Annotated in this window: 21 protein-coding genes and 1 tRNA gene; 11 read left to right on the top strand and 11 right to left on the bottom strand. The window is 67.2% G+C overall.

Translation table 11 applies throughout. The features are described from left to right. Positions 1 to 231 precede the first annotated feature (231 nt). Both EGM71_RS03805 and EGM71_RS03800 read left to right on the top strand, forming a co-directional pair. On the top strand, positions 232 to 3,480 hold the full coding sequence (locus tag EGM71_RS03805; RefSeq protein ID WP_188487930.1) for an autotransporter outer membrane beta-barrel domain-containing protein: 3,249 nt from the start codon (positions 232 to 234) through the stop codon (positions 3,478 to 3,480). Between the two features lie 478 nt (positions 3,481 to 3,958). Next, positions 3,959 to 5,599 carry a hypothetical protein gene (locus EGM71_RS03800; RefSeq protein ID WP_188487928.1) on the top strand — a complete coding sequence of 547 codons (1,641 nt, stop codon included), beginning with the start codon at positions 3,959 to 3,961 and terminating at the stop codon, positions 5,597 to 5,599. A 54-nt stretch (positions 5,600 to 5,653) separates the two neighbouring features. Here the strand turns inward: EGM71_RS03800 and EGM71_RS03795 are convergent, their stop codons facing one another. Continuing rightward, positions 5,654 to 6,055 (bottom strand): VOC family protein, encoded by a 402-nt coding sequence (locus EGM71_RS03795; protein WP_188487926.1) that lies wholly within the window; start codon positions 6,053 to 6,055, stop codon positions 5,654 to 5,656. 180 nt (positions 6,056 to 6,235) lie between these two features. Here EGM71_RS03795 and EGM71_RS03790 point away from each other — a divergent pair, with 180 nt between their 5' ends. Continuing rightward, positions 6,236 to 7,312: a hypothetical protein gene (locus EGM71_RS03790; protein ID WP_188487924.1), complete on the top strand. Its 1,077-nt coding sequence runs from the start codon at positions 6,236 to 6,238 to the stop codon at positions 7,310 to 7,312. Between the two features lie 703 nt (positions 7,313 to 8,015). Beyond that, positions 8,016 to 9,068: an NAD(P)/FAD-dependent oxidoreductase gene (locus EGM71_RS03785; RefSeq protein WP_188487922.1), complete on the top strand. Its 1,053-nt coding sequence runs from the start codon at positions 8,016 to 8,018 to the stop codon at positions 9,066 to 9,068. A 327-nt stretch (positions 9,069 to 9,395) separates the two neighbouring features. On the opposite strand, the gene ychF is transcribed toward EGM71_RS03785, so the two are convergent. The 8 genes from ychF to EGM71_RS03745 all read right to left on the bottom strand — a co-directional run bounded on the left by ychF (position 9,396) and on the right by EGM71_RS03745 (position 16,351). Next, complete coding sequence (ychF, locus tag EGM71_RS03780) at positions 9,396 to 10,487, bottom strand: redox-regulated ATPase YchF (RefSeq protein WP_057501645.1); 1,092 nt, start codon at positions 10,485 to 10,487, stop codon at positions 9,396 to 9,398. Positions 10,488 to 10,604: 117 nt separating this feature from the next. Beyond that, on the bottom strand, positions 10,605 to 11,183 hold the full coding sequence (gene pth / locus EGM71_RS03775; RefSeq protein ID WP_079220740.1) for an aminoacyl-tRNA hydrolase: 579 nt from the start codon (positions 11,181 to 11,183) through the stop codon (positions 10,605 to 10,607). A 47-nt stretch (positions 11,184 to 11,230) separates the two neighbouring features. Continuing rightward, positions 11,231 to 11,845: a 50S ribosomal protein L25/general stress protein Ctc gene (locus EGM71_RS03770; RefSeq protein WP_057501642.1), complete on the bottom strand. Its 615-nt coding sequence runs from the start codon at positions 11,843 to 11,845 to the stop codon at positions 11,231 to 11,233. Between the two features lie 110 nt (positions 11,846 to 11,955). Then, positions 11,956 to 12,915, bottom strand: coding sequence for a ribose-phosphate diphosphokinase (locus EGM71_RS03765; protein ID WP_005415400.1), 960 nt, complete (start codon positions 12,913 to 12,915; stop codon positions 11,956 to 11,958). Positions 12,916 to 13,054: 139 nt separating this feature from the next. Continuing rightward, positions 13,055 to 13,131 (bottom strand) — tRNA-Gln (locus tag EGM71_RS03760). A gap of 12 nt (positions 13,132 to 13,143) precedes the next feature. Next, positions 13,144 to 14,013: a 4-(cytidine 5'-diphospho)-2-C-methyl-D-erythritol kinase gene (ispE, locus tag EGM71_RS03755; protein ID WP_188487920.1), complete on the bottom strand. Its 870-nt coding sequence runs from the start codon at positions 14,011 to 14,013 to the stop codon at positions 13,144 to 13,146. Then, positions 14,010 to 14,669, bottom strand: a complete 660-nt coding sequence (lolB, locus tag EGM71_RS03750) for a lipoprotein insertase outer membrane protein LolB (protein ID WP_188487918.1) — start codon at positions 14,667 to 14,669, stop codon at positions 14,010 to 14,012. The genes ispE and lolB overlap by 4 nt, the downstream gene beginning before the upstream one ends. After that, on the bottom strand, positions 14,666 to 16,351 hold the full coding sequence (locus EGM71_RS03745) for a tetratricopeptide repeat protein (RefSeq protein ID WP_188487916.1): 1,686 nt from the start codon (positions 16,349 to 16,351) through the stop codon (positions 14,666 to 14,668). The genes lolB and EGM71_RS03745 overlap by 4 nt, the downstream gene beginning before the upstream one ends. 63 nt (positions 16,352 to 16,414) lie before the next feature. Here EGM71_RS03745 and hemA point away from each other — a divergent pair, with 63 nt between their 5' ends. From hemA to ppk2, 4 genes are read left to right on the top strand one after another with little or no spacing between them, the layout of a single operon-like run. Further along, positions 16,415 to 17,698 carry a glutamyl-tRNA reductase gene (hemA, locus tag EGM71_RS03740; RefSeq protein ID WP_188487914.1) on the top strand — a complete coding sequence of 428 codons (1,284 nt, stop codon included), beginning with the start codon at positions 16,415 to 16,417 and terminating at the stop codon, positions 17,696 to 17,698. Further along, entirely contained in the window at positions 17,676 to 18,758 is a 1,083-nt protein-coding gene (gene prfA, locus EGM71_RS03735) for a peptide chain release factor 1 (RefSeq protein ID WP_188487912.1), read from the top strand. The genes hemA and prfA overlap by 23 nt, the downstream gene beginning before the upstream one ends. A gap of 5 nt (positions 18,759 to 18,763) precedes the next feature. Then, complete coding sequence (locus tag EGM71_RS03730; RefSeq protein WP_188487910.1) at positions 18,764 to 20,470, top strand: tetratricopeptide repeat protein; 1,707 nt, start codon at positions 18,764 to 18,766, stop codon at positions 20,468 to 20,470. A 46-nt stretch (positions 20,471 to 20,516) separates the two neighbouring features. Continuing rightward, a complete protein-coding gene (gene ppk2 / locus EGM71_RS03725; protein ID WP_188487908.1) occupies positions 20,517 to 21,299 on the top strand; it encodes a polyphosphate kinase 2 in 783 nt (260 codons plus the stop codon). A 533-nt stretch (positions 21,300 to 21,832) separates the two neighbouring features. Here ppk2 and EGM71_RS03720 read toward each other — a convergent pair. Beyond that, positions 21,833 to 22,408, bottom strand: a complete 576-nt coding sequence (locus tag EGM71_RS03720; RefSeq protein WP_188487906.1) for a TlpA family protein disulfide reductase — start codon at positions 22,406 to 22,408, stop codon at positions 21,833 to 21,835. After that, positions 22,405 to 23,679: a YihY family inner membrane protein gene (locus EGM71_RS03715; RefSeq protein ID WP_188487904.1), complete on the bottom strand. Its 1,275-nt coding sequence runs from the start codon at positions 23,677 to 23,679 to the stop codon at positions 22,405 to 22,407. The genes EGM71_RS03720 and EGM71_RS03715 overlap by 4 nt, the downstream gene beginning before the upstream one ends. A 77-nt stretch (positions 23,680 to 23,756) precedes the next feature. Between EGM71_RS03715 and wrbA the strand changes: the two genes are divergently transcribed. From wrbA to EGM71_RS03700, 3 genes are all read left to right on the top strand, one after another. After that, entirely contained in the window at positions 23,757 to 24,350 is a 594-nt protein-coding gene (wrbA, locus tag EGM71_RS03710; protein WP_012510135.1) for an NAD(P)H:quinone oxidoreductase, read from the top strand. Further along, on the top strand, positions 24,347 to 24,682 hold the full coding sequence (locus EGM71_RS03705; protein WP_188487902.1) for a DUF2069 domain-containing protein: 336 nt from the start codon (positions 24,347 to 24,349) through the stop codon (positions 24,680 to 24,682). The genes wrbA and EGM71_RS03705 overlap by 4 nt, the downstream gene beginning before the upstream one ends. Positions 24,683 to 24,761: 79 nt before the next feature. Continuing rightward, positions 24,762 to 25,247 (top strand): asparaginase domain-containing protein, encoded by a 486-nt coding sequence (locus EGM71_RS03700; RefSeq protein WP_040009892.1) that lies wholly within the window; start codon positions 24,762 to 24,764, stop codon positions 25,245 to 25,247. Positions 25,248 to 25,277: the final 30 nt, after the last annotated feature.

The raw sequence follows: 25,277 nt of genomic DNA, 5'->3' as shown, positions 1-25,277 counted from the left end.
CAAGAGGGCCTGCAACGGCTTTAGGAAACGCCTGATTCCATAGGATGCTGCCTATTTCTAGGCTGGACGCATCCCGCCATGGCGCGCTTGCCGGCCGTTGCTGCGTCGCCGTGGGGGACGGAAGTCCGATGGCGCCTGCAGCCGCCATTGCGAGTGGCTTCCGCAGCGACGCGGCCCTGCCGCGTCAGTCCGCGCAGCCTCTCTGCGCCCTGCCACAGGAAGTCCATCAGCATGAACGCCTCCCCCACACGGCACCGCCGTGCGTACGGGCGCGCGCGCGCCACGCGTGTGCCCCTCATTCCCAGCCTGCTGGCCACTGCCCTGTGGGCAGCCCTGCCGGTGCATGCCGCAGACCTCACCGGCCCGCTGCTGGTCAACGACGGCAACAGCCTGCAGCTCGGTGCCGACGATGTTCTCAACCACAACGCGGGCAGCTTCGCACTTACGGTCACCGGTAACGGCAGCAATGCGCTGATCGACGGCAGCCGCATCCACGTGACCGGCAATGGCAGCGGCGTGTCTGCCGCCAATGGCGGCCAGGTACAGCTGCGCGGGGCGACGCTGTCGATCGCACCGGCGACCGGCACGGGCTTCTATGCGCTGTATGCCAATGGTGCCGGCAGCGTGATCGACGCACGCGATGTCGACATCGATACCACCCGCAACGGCAGCGGCTATGCCAGCGTGCAGGCATCCAACGGTGGGGTGATCCGCTACACCGGAGGCCGCATTGCGATGACCGGCGGCGTCGGCACCCTGGCCGGCGCCTCCGGCAAGGGCAGTGAGGTGCATCTGGATACCCTGCAGATGAACGCCGACAGTGGCGCACGCCTGCGCGCCGAAAGCGCCGGCCTGCTGACGATCCGCAACAGCCGGATCACCCTGGCTCCCGGCGGCATCCTCGCCGGCATCGCCGTCGATGGCGCGGGCAGCCGCGCCGAGTTGTACGACACCTACCTGGACGGCGGCTGGTTCGATATCGGCAGCGGCGGCAGCGTGCTGCTGGAGAACGTGGAAGCGCGCTCCGTGGGCGGCAGCATGCGCCTGCTCGGCAGCAGCATCAGCAAGACCTATTCCAGCGCGGTGATCAACGGCGGCAGCTTCTACACCGTTGGCGGCTATGGCGTGAACATCAACAACTGGGGCCAGCTGACCGCCCGTGATGCAGCGTTCGATGTGCGCGAAGGCTTTTCCGGATTCTGGCTGGCCAGCGACGAGTCGCGCCTGCAGCTGACCAACGGCACCATTGATACCTGGACCGACACCTATGGCTACGGCGTGGAGATCGCCGGCGGCGTCGCCACCGTGCAGGGTGGCCGGATCACCACGCATGGTGATGCGACCTACGGCGTGCGCGTGACCGGCTCCACCGGCAGCACCGCCAGCCGCATCGAAGCCAACGGCAGCGTGATCGACGTGCGCGGCAACGGCGGCGGCGGCGTGTTCATCGGCGGCTCCACCGCCACCGCACTGCTCGACACCGTTGCGATCCGCAGCGACGGCGAGAGCGTGTTCGGCATCGTGCACATGAACACGGCGCGGCTGACCCAGGCCGATCGCCTGGACATCCGCATGACCGGCAGCAACAGCGGCGGCTACCGCTCCTACCTGACCGCGTTCGGCCCGTACTGGAACCGTGCCACCTTCAATGACAGCCACATCGAGACCGCCAGCGGCGCCGCGTTCTGGCTGCAGGGCAGCAACCATGCGTTGGCCGTCAATGGCAGCGATGTGACTGCGGGCGACGGCAGTGGCCGCCTGCTGCGGGTCAGCGACACGGTATTCACCGATGGCAGCAGCGTGGCGACCAGCCGCATCGACTTCAGCGCGGACGCCAGCACGCTGCGCGGTGACGTGGTGGTCGACAGCGCAACGGCTGACGTGCACATGCTGCTGGGCAACGGCACCACGTTCAGCGGTGCCCTGCGCAACGACTCGGGCTACCAGGTCGCACAGCTGGCGCTGGATGGCAGCAGCCAGTGGAACGTGCGTGCCAGTTCCAGCGTCGGCGCGCTCGAACACGCCGGCACCATCGCCTTCGATGCGCCGGCGGCGGGCGGCTTCAAGACCGTCACCGTCAGCGGCGACTATGTGGGCAACGGTGGCCAGTGGATCTTCAACCGCGCGCTGGGCGACGACACTTCGCTGGGCGACCAGCTGGTGATCAACGGCAACAGCAGCGGCACTGCCAACGTGAGCGTGCGCAATGCCGGCGGCGCCGGTGCGCTGACGCAGGAAGGCATCCGCCTGATCACCGTGGCCGGCCAGTCGGATGCACAGTTCAGCCTGCAGGGCCGCGCGGTCGCCGGTGCCTACGACTACTTCCTGTTCAAGGGCGGTATGTCGACCCCGGATGATGGCAACTGGTACCTGCGCTCGGAATACGTGCCGCCGGTCGATCCGCCGCAGCCGCCGGATCCCCCGATCGATCCGCCGCAGCCGCCGGAACCGCCGGTCGACCCGCCGTCGCCGCCGGGACCGCCGATCGATCCGCCGTTGCCGCCGGAGCCGCCGATCGATCCGCCGCGGCCGCAGGTGGAACGCCCGGAACCGGCGGCCTACCTGGCCAACCGCAGCGCGGCGCTGGGCATGTTCCGGCACAGCCTGCACGACCGCGCCGGTGATCCCGCCGCCCTGGCCGGCGCCAGCAGTGACGCCGTGGCCTGGATGCACCTTCGCAGCGCGCAGCCCGACAGTCATGACCGCAACCGCCAGGTGCAGGTCGATGGCCAGATCAGCAGCGTGCTGGTCGGCGCCGGACGCCGCTTCGAGGTGGGTGGCACCGGCGAATTGCAGGCCGGTGCGATGCTCGGCCATGGCCGCGCGCGCAATGACAGCCGCTCGCAGGTGACCGGCTACACCGCGCGTGGCGTGGTCACCGGCACCAGCGTGGGCGCCTATGCCACCTGGCTGCAGGATGCGCACATGGAAGGCGGTGCCTATGTGGATGGTTGGCTGCAGTACGGCCGCTTCCGCAACAGCGTGCAGGGCGAAGGATTGCAGAAGGAGCGCTATGACGCCCGCAACTGGAGTGCGTCGGCCGAGGCCGGCTATGTGCTGCCCCTGCGGCACACCGCGCAGCGCGGCATCTACCTGGAACCGCAGCTGCAGGTGGTGCACAGCCGTTATGACAGCGACCGCGTGGTCGAGGCCAACGGCACGGTGGTCGAAGACCGCGGTGGCAGCGAGACCAGCACCCGCCTCGGACTGCGCCTGTACAGCCGCGGGTTGAGCGCGGCGCAGGGCCAGGTGCACCCGTACGTGGCGGTGAACTGGTGGTCCGGCGGCAATGGCGCGGGCCTGGCAATGGACGGCGAGCGGCTGCAGCGGCAGCTGCCGCGCGACATCTACGAAGCCAAGGCCGGCGTGCAGGTGGATCTGTCCGGCGGCTGGCGCGGCTGGGGTGAACTGAGCCGGCAGAGCGGTGGCATGGGCTTCCGCGATATCGGTGCGCAGATGGGCGTGTCGTACAGCTGGTAGCTGGTGGCGGGCGCTTGCTGGCGCCTCATGACCACTGCGGCACAGCGCAATACAGGGCACGGATGCGCAACCTTCAGCTCGAATTGGCGCAGGGTAATACCTGCGCCATACAATTCCGCAGATGGCCGGTCAACGTCCGGCCATCCACCCGCACGCCGCCCCCAGGAGCAGTACATGCAAGGACCGCACAGCAGATTCATCGCCGGGCTAGTTGCCCGCGCCACCGTTCTCGTTGCTGTTCTGGAAGGCGGGGCACCGCGCGACCGGATGTCCCGATGAAAGCACTGACCCTGTTCGCATTGTCACTTTCACTCTGCCTCCCCCTTGTCGGTTGCATCGCCCCATTTCGCGTAAAGGCCCGCGCCGACGTGGCAGCCAACATCATCCCCCCCGAAACGCCGGGGGCTCCCATACGCCCTTCGATGAGCGGGCGACACGCACCGTGACGCGCCTCCTCCATCGACGCGGGACCGTTCCGATGGCCATCGCACGCCTCACACTGCCGGGGATCATGTTGCTGGCTTCCGCCCATGCATCCGCAGCCGGCCAGGAAGCGATCTACTTCGCCGCCTCGAACATCCGCGTGCCCGACACTGGGACCGATGCATTCGAAGATCGGTCGTTCACCGCCATCCGGATGGACGGCGTGGTCGGCGGCGAGCGCCGACTGCGGACGCGCGTGATCTGGAGCGAGCAGCGCGGCACGGGATTCTCGGCCAACTCATTGCGGCTCGACCCGAACGCTGCTGACGAAGGTTCTATCATGGCGCTGCTCGACAAGGGCTTTGAAATGACGCTCACTGCCGATGGCACAGTGCGTGATGTGCGCGCGGTCGATCCATCGGCCTGGCAGCACGCCGTGAAGCACACCCCGCAACTGGCGGCCCAGCTGGCGTCGCAACGCCGCGTTGGCGGGCTCACGCCAACGGATCTGCCGGCCCGTCTGCAGATCGGCCAGAAGATCGTCCATCGCGACGCGTCCACCGACATCGGCGACGTCACTGTCGACCAGGAGGTGCTCGCGCTAACAGACCACATGGTACTTCTGGATGTTGCTGTTTCCGGCCCGAGGGTCAGCGGCAAGGGACGTCAGGTCCTGCAGCGCGCTGATGGCATGCCCGTTGAAGCACGCTATGCGCTTTCGGTGCATGAGCAGGGCGACACCCCGGCCCTGGAGATGGACCTGTACGTCGCGAGGATGAGCACCGACCCGATGTTCGATGCCGACGAGCGCGAGTCCAGGCAACACTACGACGCGATGCTGCGTGAGCAGATCGGACGTCCGCCCTTCTCTTTGCCCAGCAACGACCCTGATGCCTATTCGCAGACGGCAGCGGACCTGATCCCTGCCGGAATGTTTGATCGGACCGCCCTGGCAGAATTCGAGGCGGGCCTGCGGTTCTCGGCCGAAGACGACCACCATGCGGCACGCCCGCTGATCCGGTTGAGCATGCCGCTGCCGGAGCATGAACGCCGCGCTGCAACGGACAGTGAGTGGTTCCCGATGATGGCCTGGTTGCGCCGCGTCGAGCTGCTGGATGCCAAGGGTCGGCCAATAAGCGGACTACAGCCGGTGCCTGTCGTGCAGCGCTGGTTGATCGCAGGGGTATCGCGTACCGATGAAAACGACGTCGGCTTCCCGTTCCGGCTGCCCATCAATACGCGCGCCGGGCAATTGGACAGATTGTCGGCGATCCGGCTCGCGGTCGACCTGGAGCGCTACACCAAGGATGCGGAGGAGCGCGTAGCGCGCGGCCAGCAGTCAAGAACGAATGCGCGCATGCGTATCACATGGGGTTCGGACCAGCGCGCCACGCTCGTACAAGCACCCATGGACAAGGCAGAGCGCGAGGGTGTGTGGACCACCGCCATCGCACTGGATGCCCAGGGAAAGAGCATACCCATCGCCATGCTGCCGGCACCGCGGGATGCCACGATTGCCTACGCCGCATCCCATCCGGGCGCTGCTCTGGAATGGGAGCGTGACCGTGAACCGGAACGCCTGGAGATCGCAGCCGCTGCCCCAATCCATGCACTTCAGCTGCAGCACTATCGCTGGAAGCGGATTCCGCGTGACTGGATGATCCGCAAGGTGCAGACGCTGGAAGATACCAGGTAGGATGAATTGTCGCAGGGCGTCGGACAGCGGTCCTGCGCCCGTGCCTCGTACGATCTATGCCAGATCGCCACGATGGACGACATGGCATTTGTTGCCGTCGGGATCGCGCAGATAGGCACCGTAGTAGCCTGGCCCATAGTGCGGCCGTGGTCCGGGTGCACCATCGTCGGTTCCACCTGCGGCAAGACCTGCCGCATGGGACGCATCCACCGCCTCCTGGGAAGGCGCGAGGAAGGCCACCATGCTGCCGTTTCCGTGGCCTGCAGGCTTCCGGTCGTAGGGCGAGTAGACGTAGAAGCGCGGCAGTGCCGCGTTCGCCGTCACCCAGCACGCGGCGGCAGGCCCGCCATCGGGCGAGACCAGACGGCGACGCATGCCGAGCGGCATCAGCAGGGCATCGTAGAAGCTGGACGCCTTGTCCAGATCATTGGTACCCACGGTGATGTGGCTGAACATGAGGAACTCCGTCGAATGTTCTTGCAGGGAACCTGCGGGCAGGCTGCATGGCGATACGGCACCATCGTACGACACGATCGTGTGCGTGCAGGCCATTGAGCCGACTGTACATCGATGGTGGCCGCAGCATCAGACAACAGATCGGTCACCCGACCACCGCTTCAGAGTATTTTCGCTGCCATGACGCAGACTCCATTTCTTCTTCTCGGCCTGTCGCTTGCGGGCTTCGCGGCCGCTTCGAAGCCGATCGCCACATTCGAAGAACTGGCGATGCTCCGCAGCGCGCCCATCCGCATCACCGCGTCCAGCGAAGACGGCCATGCCATCGCAGGTGTCGGCAGTAATGGATGCTGTACCAGCCAGGCATTCCGCTGGGACGGAACTGGTCCCGTACAGCGGCTTGTCCCACCTCCTGGTCAGGCCGATTCCTTCGCACGCGCCATCAGTGCAGATGGTCAAGTGGTGCTGGTAGAGACACGAGGGCAGGACCCAGGACGCGTCTATCGCTGGTTGCCAGATGGCAGCCTGTTTGCACTCACCTCACCGGATGCAGCTCACTCTGCTTCGGCAATCAACAGTGACGGCAGCCTGGTGGCCGGAACGGAGTTCAGGCCGGACGAACCTGACGCGGAGCACGCGTTCCTATGGAGCGTGAAGGATGGCTACCGGCCTCTCCCTGTTCCCGGAGGAGTTCGAAGCGCGGATCCCGCGTTCTTCAGCCCGGATGCACGGACGCTGCATGGGGTGGGATATGCCGTCGGCGCCGAAACCGGGGACGTCAACGTGGCAGTAGCTGTGTCGTGGCGCGACGGCAGGGCCCAGGTACATCCGCCCGTCCTGCTGCAGGCAGCGGCCTCCAGCGGCGACGCACTTCTTTCCCGGGAGGACGTCGAACGCATGAACCTGAACATGCCATTTGCCCATGCAGCAGACGGCGTGCCCATGCAGAATGAGTGGATCGGCGCGAATGCCGACCTTGTTCTTGGCAAGGATGCTGCTAGCGAAGTGCGCCTGATCTGGACACGCGCCAACGGTATCTGCCGCCTCACGGATTGGCTCGACGCGCTGGGCGTTGCCTATCCGCGCGATGCCACCCTCGAAGCACACCTGACGAGCCGCGATGGAAGCACCCTGTTCGGCCATAGCTACCGCGCAGCCGATAGCGAGCCGGTGACGCCATCGCGTCTGGTGTCCCAGCAGCCTCTCGGTCAGATCCGCGCCTCCACGAGCCCGTACTGCGGCGCCCCCCCGCCGTGAGCGGCGGCGTACCCGGCCATTTTTCTATCGATTACTCCACTCTGGAATTTCTGATGAAGCCTGTTCTGACCAAGGTGTTGCTGACAATCTTCTGCCTGACCGCTGCGGGATGCTCTCTCTCGGGCCCCTCCATTGCCCATCCTTCTGCAAGCTATGCGAGCCAGCATCAGGTCACTGTCGACGCGGTGCACTAGACCGCTTCGCGGTCCCCAGCTCCAGCAGCTGCTCCGCGTTGACGGGAATTTCCTCACACTGGCGCCCCTGCGCCCGATGTCTCCTGCTGTGCCTGCCGGTTCCCACACAGGCAGGTGGCTGCCCACATCCATCGTGGAAAGCGATGGAAACCTGGATCTGGTAGCGGCCCACCTTGGTGGGCAAGATCGTCCCCGAGCCCACCAAGGTGGGTGCCTACCAGAACTGGAACGCCACGGTTTTCCACACCGCGCGTGGAAAGCGATGGGGGTTTGGTGTGGACAAGTGCCCACGAAGCACGCACAGCAAGGGTTTCAGGACATGGCTGTTTTTTGTCCACGTGGATCGATGGTTTTCCACACGGCCCGTGGAGGGTGGTTGGGATTTCATGTGGACAAGTGACTGCGAGCCCTGTGTCACAGGCGATTCGACATGTGTCGCTTTTTTGTCCACGCTTGGCCCGGCCAGGCAATGACACTGGACCCTCCATCGATCACGCTGGGCATCTCCCATGCGCCTGCTCACCGTGCCCAGGACCTCCCCCCATCTGATCGTCGTCGGTGCCGGCATGCTCGGCGCATCGATTGCCTGGCACCTGGCGAGAGGTGGCGCCCGTGTAACGGTGCTGGAGCGCGACGAGGGCGTCGCCCGTGGCGTTACTCACGGTTCGTATGGCTGGGTTGGCAGCAGCAGCATGCTGCCGTCGGAGGATCCCGCGCGCTTCAGGCGGGTGGTGGATGCGCTGCCCGCGTTCGATCAGTTGCAGGTCCAGCTGGGTGCGCTGCCGATGGCTGCCCGCGGCGCATTGCTATGGGCAGCCGATGAGGACGAAACGCTGCGCTGGCACGATGAACTTCGAGCGGCGGATCAGTCGGTTGAACTACTGGGTCAGGCGCAGGTGGGAGCCGTTCAACCCGGCTTGCGTGCGCCCTCGGCTGCCATCTGGTCGCCACGGGATTTCGCGGTGGAGCCTGCATGGCTGGTCCGGCAGTTGCTGAAGGACGCGGCCGAGCACGGTGCGCAGGTGCGCTGCAGTCAACAGGTTCTTTCACTGATGCAGCGCGGATCGCGGATCACCGGAGTGCGCACCACCTGCGGAGACGTCATTGCTGACGGGGTCGTGCTGGCAGCGGCGATGGACGCTGCCGTCCTGTGCGCGCCATTGGGCATCACCCTGCCGCTTCGGCAGGCTCCGGCCGTACTGATGGATTTCGACGCCCCTGCAGCGATCCTGCAGCGCCTGTTGTGCGCCGCAGACCTCGAAGTGCGGCCTGGCCTGCAGGGTGGCCTGCGGGTTGCGGCCGATGCGCCTGCCAACGGTGAGGCCGGCCTGCCCGCGCTGGTCCACACAACCCAGGCCGCGATCCGCGCACTGTTCGTGCAGGAGGTACCCGTAGTCGCTCGCTCGGCTGCGATGTTCAATCGCCCGACCACGCGCGATGGCGAGCCGGTATGCGGTTTCCTGCCGGGCGTTGACGGCCTGTACGTTGCCGTGGCCCATCCGGGCATCATCCTGGCGCCGCAGCTGGGCCAGCGCGCCGCGAAGGTGCTCTTGCAGCGCTGAGCTGCGGCGGTGTGTCGATCGCGCCGGGTTTTCCACACCGCGCGTGGAAAGCGATGGGAACTAGGTGTGGACAAGTAGGCGGGAGTATTGCCGCGCAAGCGTTTCGGAATGTGGTGAAGATTTGTCCACGCGGCACGGGCCCGCCTCCACCGGGGGCTGCGTGGTTTTCCACACCCGACGTGGAAAGCGATGGGAGTTTGCTGTGGACAAGTGCCCGCGAACATCACACCGCAAGCGTTTCGCAACGTGGTGTTTTTTTGTCCACCCGCGGAAACGCGAACGCCCCGCGCAAGGCGGGGCGTCCAGGGTCGATCCGCTGCCGCAGGATCAGACGTTGAAGCGGAAGTGCAGGATGTCGCCTTCCTGCACGCGGTATTCCTTGCCTTCCAGGCGCAGGCGACCGGCTTCCTTGGCGCCGGCTTCGCCCTTGTACTTGATGAAGTCGTCATACGCGATGGTCTCGGCGCGGATGAAGCCCTTCTCGAAGTCGGTGTGGATGACCGCGGCGGCCTGCGGGGCGGTAGCGCCCTTGCGCACGGTCCACGCGCGGACTTCCTTCACGCCAGCGGTGAAGTAGGTCTGCAGGCCGAGCAGGCTGTAGGCCGCGTTGATCACGCGATTCAGGCCCGGCTCGCTCAGGCCCAGGTCGGCCAGGAAGGTATCGCGGTCTTCGTCGTCCAGCTGCGACAGCTCTTCTTCGATCGCGGCCGACACCGGCACCACCTGCGCGCCTTCGGCGGCGGCGTGCGCGCGCACGGCGTCCAGGTGCGGGTTGTTCTCGAAACCGTCTTCCAGCACGTTGGCGATGTACATCACCGGCTTCAGAGTCAGCAGGAACAGATCGCGTACCAGCGCCTTCTCTTCCTCGTCCAGGCCCGCCGAGCGACCGGCCTTGCCATCCGACAGCGCGGCCTGCAGCTTGGCCAGCACCGGCTTGCGCGCCGCGGCGTCCTTGTCACCGCCCTTGGCGGCGCGCTCGGCACGGTTCAGCGCCTTCTCGACGCTGTCCAGGTCGGCCAGCGCCAGCTCGGTATCGATGGTTTCGATGTCCGAGATCGGGTCGACCTTGTTGTTGACGTGGATGACGTCGGCATTCTCGAAGCAGCGCACCACGTGGGTAATCGCATCGACTTCGCGGATGTGCGCCAGGAACTTGTTGCCCAGGCCTTCACCGCTGGCGGCACCGGCGACCAGGCCGGCGATGTCGACGAACTCGACCGCGGTCGGGATGACCTTCTGCGGATTGATGATCGCTGCCAGCTCGTTCAGGCGCGGATCCGGCACCGGCACGATGCCGACGTTCGGCTCGATGGTGCAGAACGGGAAGTTCGCCGCGGCGATACCCGCCTTGGTCAGCGCATTGAACAGGGTCGACTTGCCGACGTTGGGCAGGCCGACGATGCCGCATTTGATACCCATGGGTGACAGCTCTCTGGGGTGAAAGTGATTGGTGAAACAGCGCGCGCGTTGCTTGGCCAATCCATCTCGGTGTCGATCATTGTGTGCCAACCAAGGTTGGCACCTACCCGAAGCGGGTTATTTCGGGGTATGCAGCCGCTTCATCGCTTCGTTGAAATCGCCCTGCACTGCCAGCGGAAGCACGTCGATCGCATCGTCGATGGCGCGCGCGATCAGCACGTCGTCGTCCTTCGACGGGCGGCCGAGCACCCACCCCACCACGCGGTCCTTGTGGCCGGGATGGCCGATGCCCACGCGCAGGCGGTGGAACTTGCCGTGGCCGAGCAGGCGCATGGTGTCGCGCAGGCCGTTCTGGCCGCCATGGCCACCATCGAACTTCAGCCGCACCGCACCGGGCGGGAGGTCCAGCTCGTCGTGGGCCAGCAGGGTTTCTTCCGGCTCGATCTTCCAGAACCGCTGTGCGGCGGTGACCGACTTGCCGCTGAGGTTCATGAACGTGGCGGGCTTGAGCAGCCACACCGTCTGTCCGGCAATCTCGACCTTGGCGGTCTCGCCGAACAGCTTGCTGTCCACATTCCATCGCGCACCGGCTTTTTCGGCCAGGGCCTCAACGAAATGAAACCCGGCATTGTGCCGGGTCCGGGCGTGTTCCGATCCGGGGTTGCCCAGACCGACGATCAGTCGCAATCCTGCCATGGTTCCTTCCAGCACGGCGCCTGCCCGGAGGCAGGCGCCGCTTGGTATTACTCGGCAGCCGCTTCTTCGTCGGCCGCGTCAGCCTTGCCGGCCTTGGCGGTGACGATGGCGTCGTCGTGGTCCTTGCCCAGCGCCAGGGCCGGGATTTCCACGCCCTTCGGCAGCTTGATGTTGGACAGGTACACCACGTCACCGGCCTTCAGCTCGCCCAGGTCGACTTCGATCGACTCCGGCAGGTCCTTCGGCAGGCAGGTGATGGTCACTTCCTTCAGTTCGTGGGTGACCACGACGTCGGCAGCCTTGCCGGCCGGCGAGGTGTCTTCGTTGATGAAGTGCAGCGGGACCGAAGCGGTCAGGGCTTCGTTCTCGTTCACGCGCTGGAAGTCCAGGTGCATGATCAGCTGCTTGTACGGGTGGCGCTGCATGTCACGCAGCAGGACCTTCTGCACCTGGCCGTCCAGGTTCAGGTCCAGGATCGAGGCATAGAACCACTCGTTCTGCTGGGCCAGCCAGATTTCGTTGTGGTCCAGGCTGATGGCGACCGGCTCGGCGTTGCCGCCGTACACGATGGCCGGGATCACACCAGCGTGACGCAGGCGGCGGCTCGCACCCTTACGCTGCAGTTCACGCTTGGTGACCTTGATTTCATGGGTCTTCGACATTTTCGACTACTCAGGTTGTTGCCTCGCCTTGCGGCTTGGCGGTTGAAGATGCTTCCGCGACCAGAAGCACCCGGGGCATGTCCCCGCCGTTGCCGGCAGGGACGAAAAACTCAGTCGACGTACAGCGAGCTGACCGACTCACCGAAGGCGATGCGGCGCATCGTTTCGGCCAGCATTTCCGCCACGCTCAGCTGGCGGATCTTGCTGCACACCCGCGCGGCGTCCTTCAGCGGAATGGTGTCGGTCACCACCAGCTCGTCGAGCTGGGAATTGGTGATGTTGTCCACCGCCGGGCCCGACAGCACCGCGTGGGTGCAGTAGGCGGCGACCTTGAGCGCACCGCGCGCCTTCAGGGCAGCGGCAGCGGCGCACAGGGTGCCGGCGGTATCGACGATGTCATCGACCATGACGCAGGTCTTGCCTTCGACGTCACCGATGATGTTCATCACGGTGGAGACGTTGGCGCGCGGGCGGCGCTTGTCGATGATCGCCAGGTCAGCGTCATCCAGGCGCTTGGCCACCGCACGGGCGCGGACCACGCCGCCCACGTCCGGCGACACGACGATCAGGTTCTCGGTGCCGTAGGCGCGCCAGATGTCGGCCAGCAGCAGCGGGGACGCATACACGTTGTCCACCGGAATATCGAAGAAGCCCTGGATCTGGTCGGCGTGCAGGTCGACGGTCAGCACGCGATCAGCGCCAGCGGTGCTGAACATCTTCGCCGCCAGCTTGGCGGTGATCGGCACGCGCGAGGAACGCATGCGGCGATCCTGGCGCGAGTAGCCGAAGTACGGCACCACGGCGGTCACGCTGGCCACCGATGCGCGCTTGAGCGCGTCGATCAGCACCAGCAGTTCCATCAGGTTTTCCGCGCTCGGCGCACAGGTCGGCTGGATCACGAACACGTCCTGCTTGCGGACGTTCTCTTCGATTTCCACCTGCACTTCACCATCGGAGAAGTGCGAGACCAGCGCCTTGCCCGGGCGAACCCCCAGTTCCTTGCAGATGTTCTGCGCCAGACGTTTGTTGGCGTTGCCGGAAAAGACCAGCAGGTTCGGGGACTCTTGCATCATGATTGTCTCGGGCGGGGACGAGTGGCGGGGATCCGGGGTCGGCAAGGACCCGATGGACCCTTGCTGCTGACAACACCGCGGTTGTTTCCACGTCCCGCGCAGGTGATGCGCTGGAAGGCGCGGACACAACCGCTATTGGCAGGGGCGGTAGGATTCGAACCTACGAATGCCAGGATCAAAACCTGGTGCCTTGGGCCTCTTGGCGACGCCCCTGCATTGATAAATCTAGTGTTGCTCGAGTGCATCCAGCAGTGGCGAACGCGCAACGCCCGCTGCCACCCTTGCCCGCAACTCCTTCGGCAATTTCGACCGTCCCTGCTCTGCAGCAGACTGCGACGCGAACTCGACGAAACAACCACTTCCCGACCCGGTCAGCCGCGCCGCGCCGATGTCGCTCAACGCGGCGAGCGCTGCCTCGACGGCAGGCTCACGGCGGCGCAGCACCGGTTCGAACGCGTTCCCGACCAGGGTCCCGGAAGCGAAGTCCTCTATTTTCGCCACTGGGCTGTCGCGCGTCAAATCCGGGTCTGCAAAGAGGACCGGCGTGGGAACATGAACGCCCGGTTCAACCACCACATACCAGGCCGGGGCCAGCGTGATCGGCTGCAGGCGCTCGCCCACCCCTTCGGCCCAGGCATTGCGGCCACGTACGAACACCGGCACGTCGGCACCCAGGCGCAGGCCCAGCGCGGCCAGGGCCTCCTCGTCCAGGCCCGCCCGCCAGAGCCGGTTCAGCACCACCAGCACGGTGGCGGCATCGGACGAACCGCCGCCAAAGCCACCACCCGCAGAAACATGCTTTTCGACGACGATGTCCGCACCTTGCTCGACATTCGCCACGTCCTTAAGCAGGCGCGCGGCGCGCACCGCCAGATCATCGGCCTCGGCCACACCGGCCAGGCCCTCGCCCTGCCGACGCACCTGGCCGTCTTCACGCAGGCGCAGACCAATGCGGTCGCCCCAGTCCAGCAGGCGGAACACGGTCTGCAGCTCGTGGTAGCCATCGGCACGGCGGCCGGTGATGTGCAGGAACAGGTTCAGCTTGGCCGGGGCCGGCCACCAGGACCAGCCCGCGTCCTCAGCGGCGCCACTCATGGGGTGCCCTGCCCCCACTGGTCCACCAGCAGGCGCACCTTGGCATCGCCATTGCTGGCCTCGATCCGGCGCGGCACGGCCGGGCGCCCGGCCTCGGCCGGGTACCAGTCCAGGTACTGCACCTGCCAGCCCATCTGCTGCATGCGGCGCGGCCGGCCTTCACCGTCGCGCTCGACCTTCTCCGGACCGGCAGCATCGCCGGCCACCAGGCCGCGGATCCACTCCGGCAGCTGGTTGACCGGAATGTCCCAGCCGGTCGCCTCCAGCAGCAGCTGCTGGGCATCCTCACCGTCACGGGTGCCACCGGCCAGCCCTTCCAGGCGGCCGGCTTCGGAATGGGTATCGCCAGTCAGCTTCCAGCTCTGCCGGGTCACCGGCGCGCTCAGCTCGACCACATAACGGCGCCCGTCCTGCTTCCAGTCGATGCGACCGCTGCCACCGTCCTTGCCCTTGCTGACCGCGACCCGGCCCTGGAAGGCCCAGTCCGGCTGTGCCTGCAGCGCGGCCACGCGCGCTGCCTCGGCCTGCGCCGCTTCAGCCGAAACAATCTCGACCACCGCTGGCGCCGGGGTTTTCTGCGTGCCGACGCTGGTACAGGCGCTCACCGCCAGGGTCGTGGCCGCCAACAGCAGCGGCCGGATCAGGGAACCACTCATGGATTGAATTTCTCGCGGGCGCGCAGCAGCGCGCGGTTTTCAGGGTCGAGCTTGGCCGCTTCGTCGAAGAAGTGGCGGGCCTCATCATGCTTGCCCAGCACCCACAGCACTTCGCCGACGTGGGCGGCGATCTCCGGGTCCTTGGCCAGGGTCCAGGCCCGGCGCAGCTGCACCAGCGCTTCTTCCTTGCGGCCCAGGCGATACAGCACCCAGCCATAGCTGTCGACGATGGCGGCGTTGTCCGGCTCGGCCACGCGGGCGCGGTCGATCAGCTCCAGCGCCTCCTGCAGGCGACCGGTACGGTCGGCCAGGGTGTAGCCCAGCGCGTTCAGCGCCGGCACGTTTTCCGGGTCGGTCACCAGGATCTTGCGCAGATCGGCCTCGGCGCGCGGGATGTCGTCGCGGCGCTCCCAGGTGAGCGCTCGGGCGTACAGCAGGCCGTTGTCGTCCGGGTAGGCGGCCAGGCCGCGGGCCAATGCATCCAGTTCGCCGGCACTGTCGTCGCCGCGCTGGCGCAGCTCGGCCTCCAGCAGGTACGCGTCGCGGCGTACATCGTCATCGACCACCGCATCGGACTGGATCGCGTGCACTTCGTCCAGCGCGAGCGGCAGGCGCCCGGCCAGCGCCTGGGCATTGGCCGCGCGCAGGCGCGCTTCGCTCAGTTCATCGCCACCGGGCACGCTGTGGTACCACTGCACCGCCTCGGGGTAACGCTTCAGGTATTCGGCGATCTTGCCCAGCAGCAGGCGCTGTGCCGGATCCGGCTTGGCCGCCTGCCGCGACAGCTCGTTGTAGAGATTGGACAGCGCTGCCTTGTCGCCCTGCTTGGCCAGCAGCGAAGCGCGCATGCCCCAGGTCTGTACGTCCTGCGGGCCGAATGCCAATACACGCTCGGCCGCAGCCGGCTGTCCCAGGCTGTCGTAGGCGATGGCCACCGCATTGCGCAGCTCGGGGTCCTGGCGGGTATTCGGCTCGACGTCGTGCAGCAACGACAATGCCTTGTCGGTCTCGCCCGCCTGTTGCAGCTGGCTGGCACGCAGCAGCGCCACGCGCGGCTCTTCCGGGAAGCGCTTGACCACTTCATCGATCATGCGCCGCGCCAGCTCGGGCTTGTCCATGCGCAGGGCCAGGCGACCGAACTCCTGCCAGGCCTCGATCTTCGGCGGAATCGCATTGGCATCGACCAGCTCGCCGAGCACCTGCGCCGGCACCGCCGGGTCGCGGCCACCGCCGATCAGCGCGGCCAGGGCGAACTTCCAGCCGCGCTCGTCGGGGTCGGCCAGCAGCGCCTGCAGCTCGGTGCGGGCGGCCTTCACATCGCCCTGGCGCATGGCCAGCGCACCGGCCGCACTGCGCAGGGTCAGCGAGCGTGGGGCGCGCTGCTGCCACAGGGCCAGGCCCTTGGCCGCGCTGGCATCATCGTTGGCGAGCATGGAAATACGGGTCGCGCGCTCGGCCAGGCCGGCATCGCCGTCGGTCTGCTGGGCGGCCTGCAGGTACCAGCGTGCGGCCTCGGCCAGCTTGCCGGCCTGCAGGGCGAACTCACCGGCCATCACCGGTTCCAGCGCCAGTTCCTCAGTGGCCGGGCCCCGTACGGGAGCCTTGGCCGGCACCGCCGCCAGGGCCTGGCCGCAGGCCAGGGACAGCAGCAGAACACTGGGGATGCGAATCAATGCGGGCATCGTCGGCATCGGGGCCTTAAAATGTCGTCCAATGGCCAGCAGCTTATCGCAAGCAACTGAACAATGACCCTGTGGGTGCTCGGACTGAATCACCAGACCGCACCGGTGGAGCTGCGCGAGCGCGCGGCCTTCGCCGGTGAGGCGTTGCCGCGCGCGCTCGGTTCGCTGCGCGATACCCCGCAGATCGCCGAGGCGGTGCTGCTGTCCACCTGCAACCGCACCGAGTTGTACGCCGTGGCCGAGTCGGCACAGGCGCTGGACCAGTGGCTGCACGGCCAGGCCGGCGACCTGCAGGGCTATCTGTACCAGCATGCCGATGCCGAGGCCGTGCGCCACCTGTTCCGGGTCGCCACCGGGCTGGACTCGATGGTGCTGGGCGAACCGCAGATCCTCGGCCAGGTGAAGGACGCCTGGTCGACCGCACGCGACCACGGCCTGCTCGGCCAGCGCCTGGACCGCCTCTTCCAGCAGACCTTCTCGGTAGCCAAGCGTGCGCGTACCGATACCCAGGTCGGCGCCAACCCGGTGTCGGTGGCCTCGGCGGCGGTGCGCCTGGCGCAGAACGCGTTCGCGCGCCTGGACGACTCCACCGTGCTGCTGGTCGGCGCCGGCGAGACCATCGAGCTGGCTGCGCGCCACCTGAGCGAAGGCAAGGTGCGGCGGCTGCTGATCGCCAATCGCACTCTCGCCCACGCACAGGAACTGGCGAGCCGTCATGGTGGCGTGGCACTGCCGCTGACCGAACTGGACCGCCACCTCGGCGAGGCCGACGTGGTGTTCTCGGCCACCGCCGCGCGCGAGCCGGTGATCCACCGCGAGATGGTGGCCAAGGCCCTGCGCGCGCGCCGGCACAAGCCGATGCTGCTGTTTGACCTGGCCGTACCGCGCGACATCGAAGCCGAGGTCGGCACGCTCAACGATGCCTTCCTCTACACCGTCGATGACCTTGAACGCGCGGTGGAGGACAACCGCCGTGGCCGCCGCGAGGCCGCCGCCGAGGCCGAGGCGATCATCGACCTGCAGGTATCGCGCTTCGTCGAGACCCAGCAGGCCAGTGCCCATCAGGCACCGTTGCGGCAGCTGCGTGCGTTCGGCGAGGCCACCCGCGCCGAGTTGCTGGAGCGCGCACGACAGCAGCTGGCCAACGGCAAGCCCGCCGACGAAGTGCTGGAACTGCTGGCCCACGGCCTGACCAACCGCCTGCTGCATCCGCCGACCGCCGCCCTGCGCGCTGCCGCGCTGAGTGGCGATGCCGATCTGACCCGCGCCGCCGAGCGCCTGTTCCCGGCCACGCCGGGTTACCGCCACCCACCCGTGAGACCCGATGACGCCGACCCTGCGCCGTAAGCTGGAAGCGCTGGCCGAGCGCCGCGAAGAACTGGAACGCCTGCTCGCCGAACCCGATGTGGTCGCCGACAACACCCGTTTCCGCGACCTTTCGCGCGAATTCGCCCAACTTGAACCGGTCGCTGCCGCACTCGCCGATGAAGCCCGTGCCAAGGCCGACCTGGCCGCCGCCGAAGGCATGCGCGCCGACCCCGACCTGCGCGAACTGGCCGACGAGGAAATCGCCGCGGCGCAGGCGCGCCTGCAGGAACTGGAAGAAGAACTGGCCCTGCTGCTGGTACCGCGCGATCCGCGCGACGAAGGCAACCTGTTCCTGGAAGTACGCGCCGGCACCGGTGGCGACGAAGCCGCGATCTTCGCCGGCGATCTGTTCCGCATGTACGCCCGCTATGCCGAGCGCCAGGGCTGGAAGGTCGAGATCGAATCGGACAACCCAGGTGAGCATGGCGGCTACAAGGAAGTGGTGGCGCGCGTGGTCGGCCGTGGTGCGTTCTCGCGCCTGAAGTTCGAATCGGGCACGCATCGCGTGCAGCGTGTGCCCGCCACCGAATCGCAGGGCCGCATCCACACCTCGGCGGCCACCGTGGCAATCATTCCCGAGGCCGACGAAGTCGATGACATCGTCATCAACCCGGCCGACCTGAGGGTGGATACGTTCCGCTCGTCCGGTGCCGGAGGCCAGCACGTCAACAAGACCGAGTCGGCGATCCGCATCACCCACGTGCCGACCGGCGTGGTGGTGGAGTGCCAGACCGAGCGCAGCCAGCACGCCAACCGCGACAAGGCGATGAAGCGGCTGAAGGCGCAGCTGCTGGACGCCGAACGCCAGCGCCAGGATGCCGCCCAGGCTGAATCGCGCCGCCTGCAGGTCGGCAGCGGCGACCGCAGCCAGCGCATCCGCACCTACAACTTCCCGCAGGGCCGGATCACCGACCACCGCGTGGAAGGCCTGACCCTGTACGACCTGCCCAACATCCTGGCCGGTGACCTCGACCCGCTGCTGCAGCGGCTCAGCCACGAACACCAGGTCGACGCCCTGGCCCAGCTGTCGGCGGGCTGAGCACAATGTCGGCCTGGCAGCAGCGGCAGCACCTGCAGCAGGCGATCGCACGCCAGCCCGGCGACTTCGTCGCCTGGGTGATGCTGGCCGACCTGGAACTGGAAGCAGGCGACATCGCCGCCGGCGAGCAGGCCGCACGACGTGCGCTGCAGTTGCGCCCGAACCACCCCGAGGCGCTGGCACGGCTGGGTCGCGTGGCCTGGATGGCCGGCGCGCATGCCGACGCAGCGAAGCTGCTCGGCCAGGCCTCGGCACTGGCCCCGCAGCACCCGGGCATCGCGCTGTGGCTGGGCCACGCGCTGGAAGATGCCGATGATGCCGAAGGCGCAGCAGCGGCCTATCGCCGCGCACATACGCTGATGCCGGACGAACCCTACATCGCCGCCCAGCGCCTGGCCTGGCAGCGCCGCCTGTGCGACTGGCAGGACGTGGACGCGCTGGCCACGCAGGTACGTGCCGCGCTCGCTTCTGGCCAGGGCGCGGTGGAGCCGTTCGCCTTCCTCAGCGAAGACGCCAGCGCTGCCGAGCAGTTGGCCTGCGCGCGCGCGCGTGCCGCAGTCGTGGCGTCGGCAGTGCGCCCCCTTCCTGCAGTGAAGGTTCGCGCACACGGCCCGTTGCGCGTCGGCTTCCTGTCCAATGGCTTCGGTGCCCATCCCACCGGGTTGCTGACCGTGGCCCTGTTCGAACACCTGCGTCATGACCCTGCGCTGCAGCTGCACCTGTTTGCGCTGAACCGCGCCGATGGCAGCCGCATCCGCGAACGCCTGCAGGCCGCGACCCGCCTGCATGACGTGGCCGCACTGCGGCATGCCGACATCGCGGCCCGCATCCGCGCACAGGGCATCGACCTGCTGTTCGACCTGCGCGGCTGGGGCGGCGGCGGCACGCCCGAAGTGCTGGCGATGCGCCCGGCCCCGCTGCAGCTGAACTGGCTGGCCTACCCCGGCACATCAGGCGCGCGCTGGCTGGATGCGGTGGTCGCCGACGGATTCGTGCTGCCGGCACCGCTGGAATCGCACTTCAGCGAACGCGTCCTGCGCCTGCCACGTGCCTTCCAGCCCTCGGACAACACCCGCGTACTGGAGCCGGCACCGTCCCGCGCCGAGTGCGGCCTGCCCGAGCACGGCGTGGTGTTCTGCTGCTTCAACAACAGCTACAAGCTCAACCCGCGCAGCATGGGCCGCGCCTTCGCAGTGCTGCAGGCCGTGCCCGGCAGCGTGCTGTGGCTGCTGTCCGGCCCCGGCCAGGCCGATGCCCGCCTGCGCACTGCCGCGCAGGCCGCCGGCCTGGACCCGGCGCGGCTGGTGTTCATGGCCAAGCTGCCGCATCCGCAGTACCTGGCCCGGTATCAGCGGGCCGACCTGTTCCTCGACACGCATCCGTACAACGCGCACACCACCGCCTCCGATGCGCTGTGGGCCGGCTGCCCGGTGCTGACCTGCCCCGGCGACACCTTTGCTGCGCGCGTGGCCGGCAGCCTCAATCACCATCTGGGGCTGGCGCGGATGAATGCCGCCGACGATGCAGCGTTCATCGCCATCGCCAGTGCGCTGGGCAATGACCCTGCGGCACTGGCCGCGCTGCGCGCCGAGCTGGCGCAGGCGCGCGACCGCAGTGGCCTGTTCGACATGGCGGGTTTCGCCCGCGACCTGTCGGCGCTGCTGCAGCGGCTTGCCGGTGAACACGGCTGGCAGGGTGTCGACAACACCTGAGCGACCCCTGCGTTACGCTCGGGCTTCCTCCCCGCGTGGTGTGACGATGGCAAAGCTCAAGCGCAAGGACTACGACGAACTGCTGCTGCCGCTGCAGCTGGAACTGACCGCGATGGCGCGCTGGGTACAGCACAGCGGGCAGCGCCTGCTGGTGCTGTTCGAGGGTCGGGATACCGCCGGCAAGGGCGGCGCGATCCAGGCCATCAGCCAGCACCTCAACCCGCGCCAGTGCCGGGTGGTGGCACTGCCCAAGCCAACTGACCGTGAAGCCACGCAGTGGTATTTCCAGCGCTACGCCTCGCATCTTCCGGCCGCTGGCGAAATCGTGCTGATGGACCGCAGCTGGTACAACCGCGCCGGTGTCGAACGAGTGATGGGCTATTGCAGCGAGACCGAGTACCAGCAGTTCCTGCGCCAGGCGCCGGTGTTCGAACAGCTGCTGGTGGATGACGGCATCCTGCTGTTCAAGTACTGGTTGTGCGTGGACCAGGAGCAGCAGGAAAAGCGCTTCGCCGAACGCCACCTCGATCCACTGAAAGGCTGGAAGCTCTCCCCGGTCGACCTGAAATCGCGCAGCAAGTACAGCGCCTACACCGAGGCCCGCGAGGCGATGCTGCGCGCGACGCATCGCGAGGCCGCACCGTGGACGCTGGTGGATTTCAACGACCAGCGGCTGGGCCGGCTGACGCTGGTGCGCAACCTGCTGGACCGGTTGCCGGACACGCGGGTGGATGCGCCACTGCCGGAGCTGCCGAAGCTGAAGGGCAAGCTGCATCGCGAGCACTACGATGTGCTGAAGCCGATCGAGGCGTTCCCGGTCGAGGATTAGGGTGGGTCGGCAGGGTTGCACCCTGCACCTGCTCAACGCAACGGCAACGGCAACAGCAACGGCAACAGCGGGCTATCCGCGGGATGGCGGGGCGGTGTGGGTGGGCAGGACACGCCGTAGACCCGTCCATGGGGGCTCGATGGCGCCATCCATGGCGCCAACGGTCCTGCCCACCCACACCGCCCCACCTCTGGCAGATTCCTGCGGCTGTTGGTGGGTGTCGACCTTGGTCGACACATCTGTCAGATATCGAGATTCATTTGGGGTCAGATCCGTTTTCCTTCGGAAAACGGATCTGACCCCATGCCGTCCCGACAGATCGCGGAAATCTGTCGAAGGCGGGGTGGGTCCGGTTGCGGGGGCGTGAGCCGCATGGATGCGGCGACCGAGCTTACATGGACGTACTTGCAGCGCCCCCCGCAACCGGACCCAGCCCGCCATCCCTCAGGAGACCCGCCTTTGCTTCGGCTGTTGCCGTTGCCGTTGCTCTGGCCTCCACGGGTGCAGGGCCGCAGGCCCTGCCGACCAACCCACTACTTGGCAGCCGCGATCTGCTTTTCGATGTCGGCGGCGGTCACCGGGCCGAGGAAGGTGTGGGCCAGCTTGCCCTGCGGATCCAGCAGGTGCGTCAGCGGCAGGCCACGCGGTGTGGCGAAGTCCGCCGGTGGATCGAACGGGTCCACGATCACGATCGGATAGGTCACCGGATGCTTGGTCAGGAACGACTGCATCTCCGGCACTTCGATGTCCTCATAGGCCAGGCCGACCACCTCAATGTTGCTGCGCATCGCATGCAGCGCCGACAGCTCAGGCATCTCCTTGCGGCACGGTGCGCACCAGGTAGCCCAGAAGTTCACCACCACCCACTTGCCACGATGCGCGGCCAGGTCGTAGTCGCTGCCATCCACCGCCTTCATCTTCAGCGTCGGGAACTCGGCGGTGGTGCGCTCGGCCGGGGTCTCCTCGACCGGTGCCGGTGCACTCGGCGTCGGTGCCTGCGCCGGCGGCTGGCTGCTGGCCGGAGTCGGTTCCTGTGCCGGTTTGCAGGCGGCCAGGGCCAGCAGCAGGGTCAATGGAAGCAGCAGCGGCAACGGGGTCTTGCGGGTCATGGCGTGTCTCCAGATTCGGTATAGATATCACTGACCTTGCGCTTCAGGCGTTCACGCAGGGGCAGTCGCAGATCGTCCAGCGCCGCCAATGCGGCACGGCCCAGGCTGTCATCGCGGTACGGCAGGTGCTGCTCGGCAACCGGGATGCGCAGCTGGGTGCATTCGTACAGATCGGCCAGGCTGACCTGGTCCAGGTCTCGCGACAGCAGCCACTCGCCACGTTCATCGCGGCGCAGCAGGCCGATCTCCTGCAGGTTGCAGGCCAGATCCTGCAGCAGGGAGTCGGTCAGCAGCGGTTCCAGCCGCAGGATTTCATCGTCGGCCAGGCCCTTACCCTTGGCACGGGCATGGTGGAAGCGACCGAGCAGGCGCAGCAGGCCGTAGAACTCGTAACCCTGCGGCAGGCGCAGTTCAACCGGCTGGTAGCGGAAGGCCGCCATCGATGAGGCCAGCGACGCGCCGAGCAGCACGGCCACCCAGCACAGGTAGATCCACAGCAGCAGGATCGGCACGAAAGCCACCGTGCCATACAGCTTCTGGTAGGACTGGAAGCTGCCCAGGTAGGCGCCGATGCCCCACTTCACCAGTTCAAGGATGACCGCCGCCAGGATCGCGCCGGGCACGGCGTGCCGCCATTTCACGGTGTGGTGCGGCACCACCCGGAACATCAGCGTGATGCAGACGAACTCGATCAGGATCGGCGCCAGGCGCAGCGCAAACTCGGCCAGCCAACGGCCCTCCTGGGTACCGAACAACGGCATCGCGAACACCCTCGCCGATACCGCCAGCGATGCGGCGGCCAGCATGGCGCCCAGGGTCAGTACGGTCCAGTAGACCAGGAAGCGGGTCAGCTTGGGCCGGGTCGAGCCGACCCGCCAGATCTGGTTGAAGGTCTCTTCCACGCTGTTGAGCGTGATCAGCAGTGAGGCCACCAGTGCGATGAAGCCGGCCGCCGTCAGCTGGCCGGCACTGGCCGAGAACTGCCGCAGGTAGCCCTCGGCCGCGCGCGCCGCAGAGGGCACGAAGTTGGAAAACACGTAGTCGCTGAGCTGATCGCTCCAGCGGTCGAAGACAGGGAAGGCCGACAGCACACCGAATACCACGATGGCCAGCGGCACCAGCGCGAACACCGTGGTGTACGCCAGCGCCGCCGCTGCCTGGAACAGGCGGTCGTCGAGGAAGCGATGCCACAGGAAGCGGCCGAAACTGATGGCCCGTGCGCGATCCCGCGCGCGCTCCATCCACAGGTTGAGCGTATCCAAAGGTTCCATCGGCGAAAGGGTACCCGATGCGGAATGCTCGCAGGATAGCCATACTGGTGGCCACACGACGAGGAGAAGCGGGCACGATGGGCGAGATTCTGGTGCTGTACTACAGCCGGGGCGGTTCGGTGGCACGGCTGGCGCGCCAGATCGCGCGGGGCATCGGCGAGGTGCCGGGCATGACCGCGCGCCTGCGCACGGTGCCGCCGGTGGCCGCAGTGACCCAGACCGCGCAGCCGCCAGTCCCCGACGATGGCGCCCCCTACGTAAGCGTGCAGGACCTGGTCGAATGCCAGGGCCTGCTGCTCGGCAGCCCGACCCGCTTCGGCAACATGGCCGCGCCGGTGAAGCACTTCCTGGATGGGCTGGGCGCCGAATGGGTCAACGGCACCCTGTCCGGCAAGCCGGCCGGCGTGTTCACGTCCACCGCATCCATGCATGGCGGGCAGGAATCGACCCTGCTGTCGATGCAGGTGCCGCTGCTGCACCATGGCTGCGTGATCGTCGGCATACCATTCACCGAGCCGGCGCTGAGCCATACCACCAGTGGCGGTACACCCTACGGCGCCAGCCACGTGGCCGGTGCCGCCGACGACCCGCAGCCGACCGACGACGAAGCAGTGCTGGCGCGAGCGCTGGGGCGCCGGGTGGCCGACATCGCGCAGCGGTTGGCCCGATGAACCGCGCCCCGCGCACGGTCCTGCTGCTGGCCCTGATGGGGCTGGCCGCCCTGTTCGCGGGTTGGTTCATCAATGACAAGCACTGGCTGGCAACCCAGCTGGTGTTCACCGCACCACCGCTGGCGCTGGCCATCGCCGTGCGCCTGGGCTGGCGCAAGGCCGGATTCTGGGCCTCGGTGCTGGCGCTGGGCTGGTTCAGCCACGGCGTGATGAGTGCCTGGAGCCACCCGGAAACGCGCTGGCTGGCGCTGATCGAGATCGCGCTGGCGCTGCTGGTGATCTTCAGCGCCAGCCTGCCCGGCCTGCGCGCCCGCTTCGGCAAGCGACGCTGACGCTGCGCCCGCAGGGCCGTATCATCTGCATTCCTGGCCCCGCGCCGCAGTACCTGTCCTGGTTTCGCGCATGCACATGATGGAAGAGCTCCTGGTCGTCACCACCGGTGGCACGATCGACAAGATCTACTTCGACGACAAGTCGGACTACCAGATCGGCGATCCGCAGATCGGCATGATCCTGCGCGAGCTGGGCGTGACGTTCCGCTTCAACGTGATTCCGATCCTGCGCAAGGATTCTCTGCACATCAACGATGAGGACCGCGAGCTGATCCGCGCCACCATCGCCGCGCAGCCGACCCGGCACGTGCTGGTGACCCACGGCACCGATTCGATGGTGCAGACCGGCAAGGTGCTGGCGACGATCCCGGACAAGACCATCGTGATGACCGGCGCGCTGAGCCCGGCACGCTTCCGCGGCTCGGATGCCGAGTTCAACATCGGCTGTGCGATCGGTGCGGTGCAGTCGCTGCCGACCGGCGTGTACATCGCGATGAACGGGCGCATTTTCGACCCGCAGCACGTGCGCAAGAACGTCGCTGCGAACCGCTTCGAGTCGGTCTGAGGAACAGCGTGCCGACCAAGGTCGGCACCT

The organism is Stenotrophomonas maltophilia, assembly GCF_006970445.1.
Taxonomy (GTDB): Bacteria; Pseudomonadota; Gammaproteobacteria; order Xanthomonadales; family Xanthomonadaceae; genus Stenotrophomonas; species Stenotrophomonas maltophilia_AU.
The sequence above is the reverse complement of the archived record's forward strand: the minus strand, read 5'-3'. Positions and strand labels throughout refer to the sequence as shown.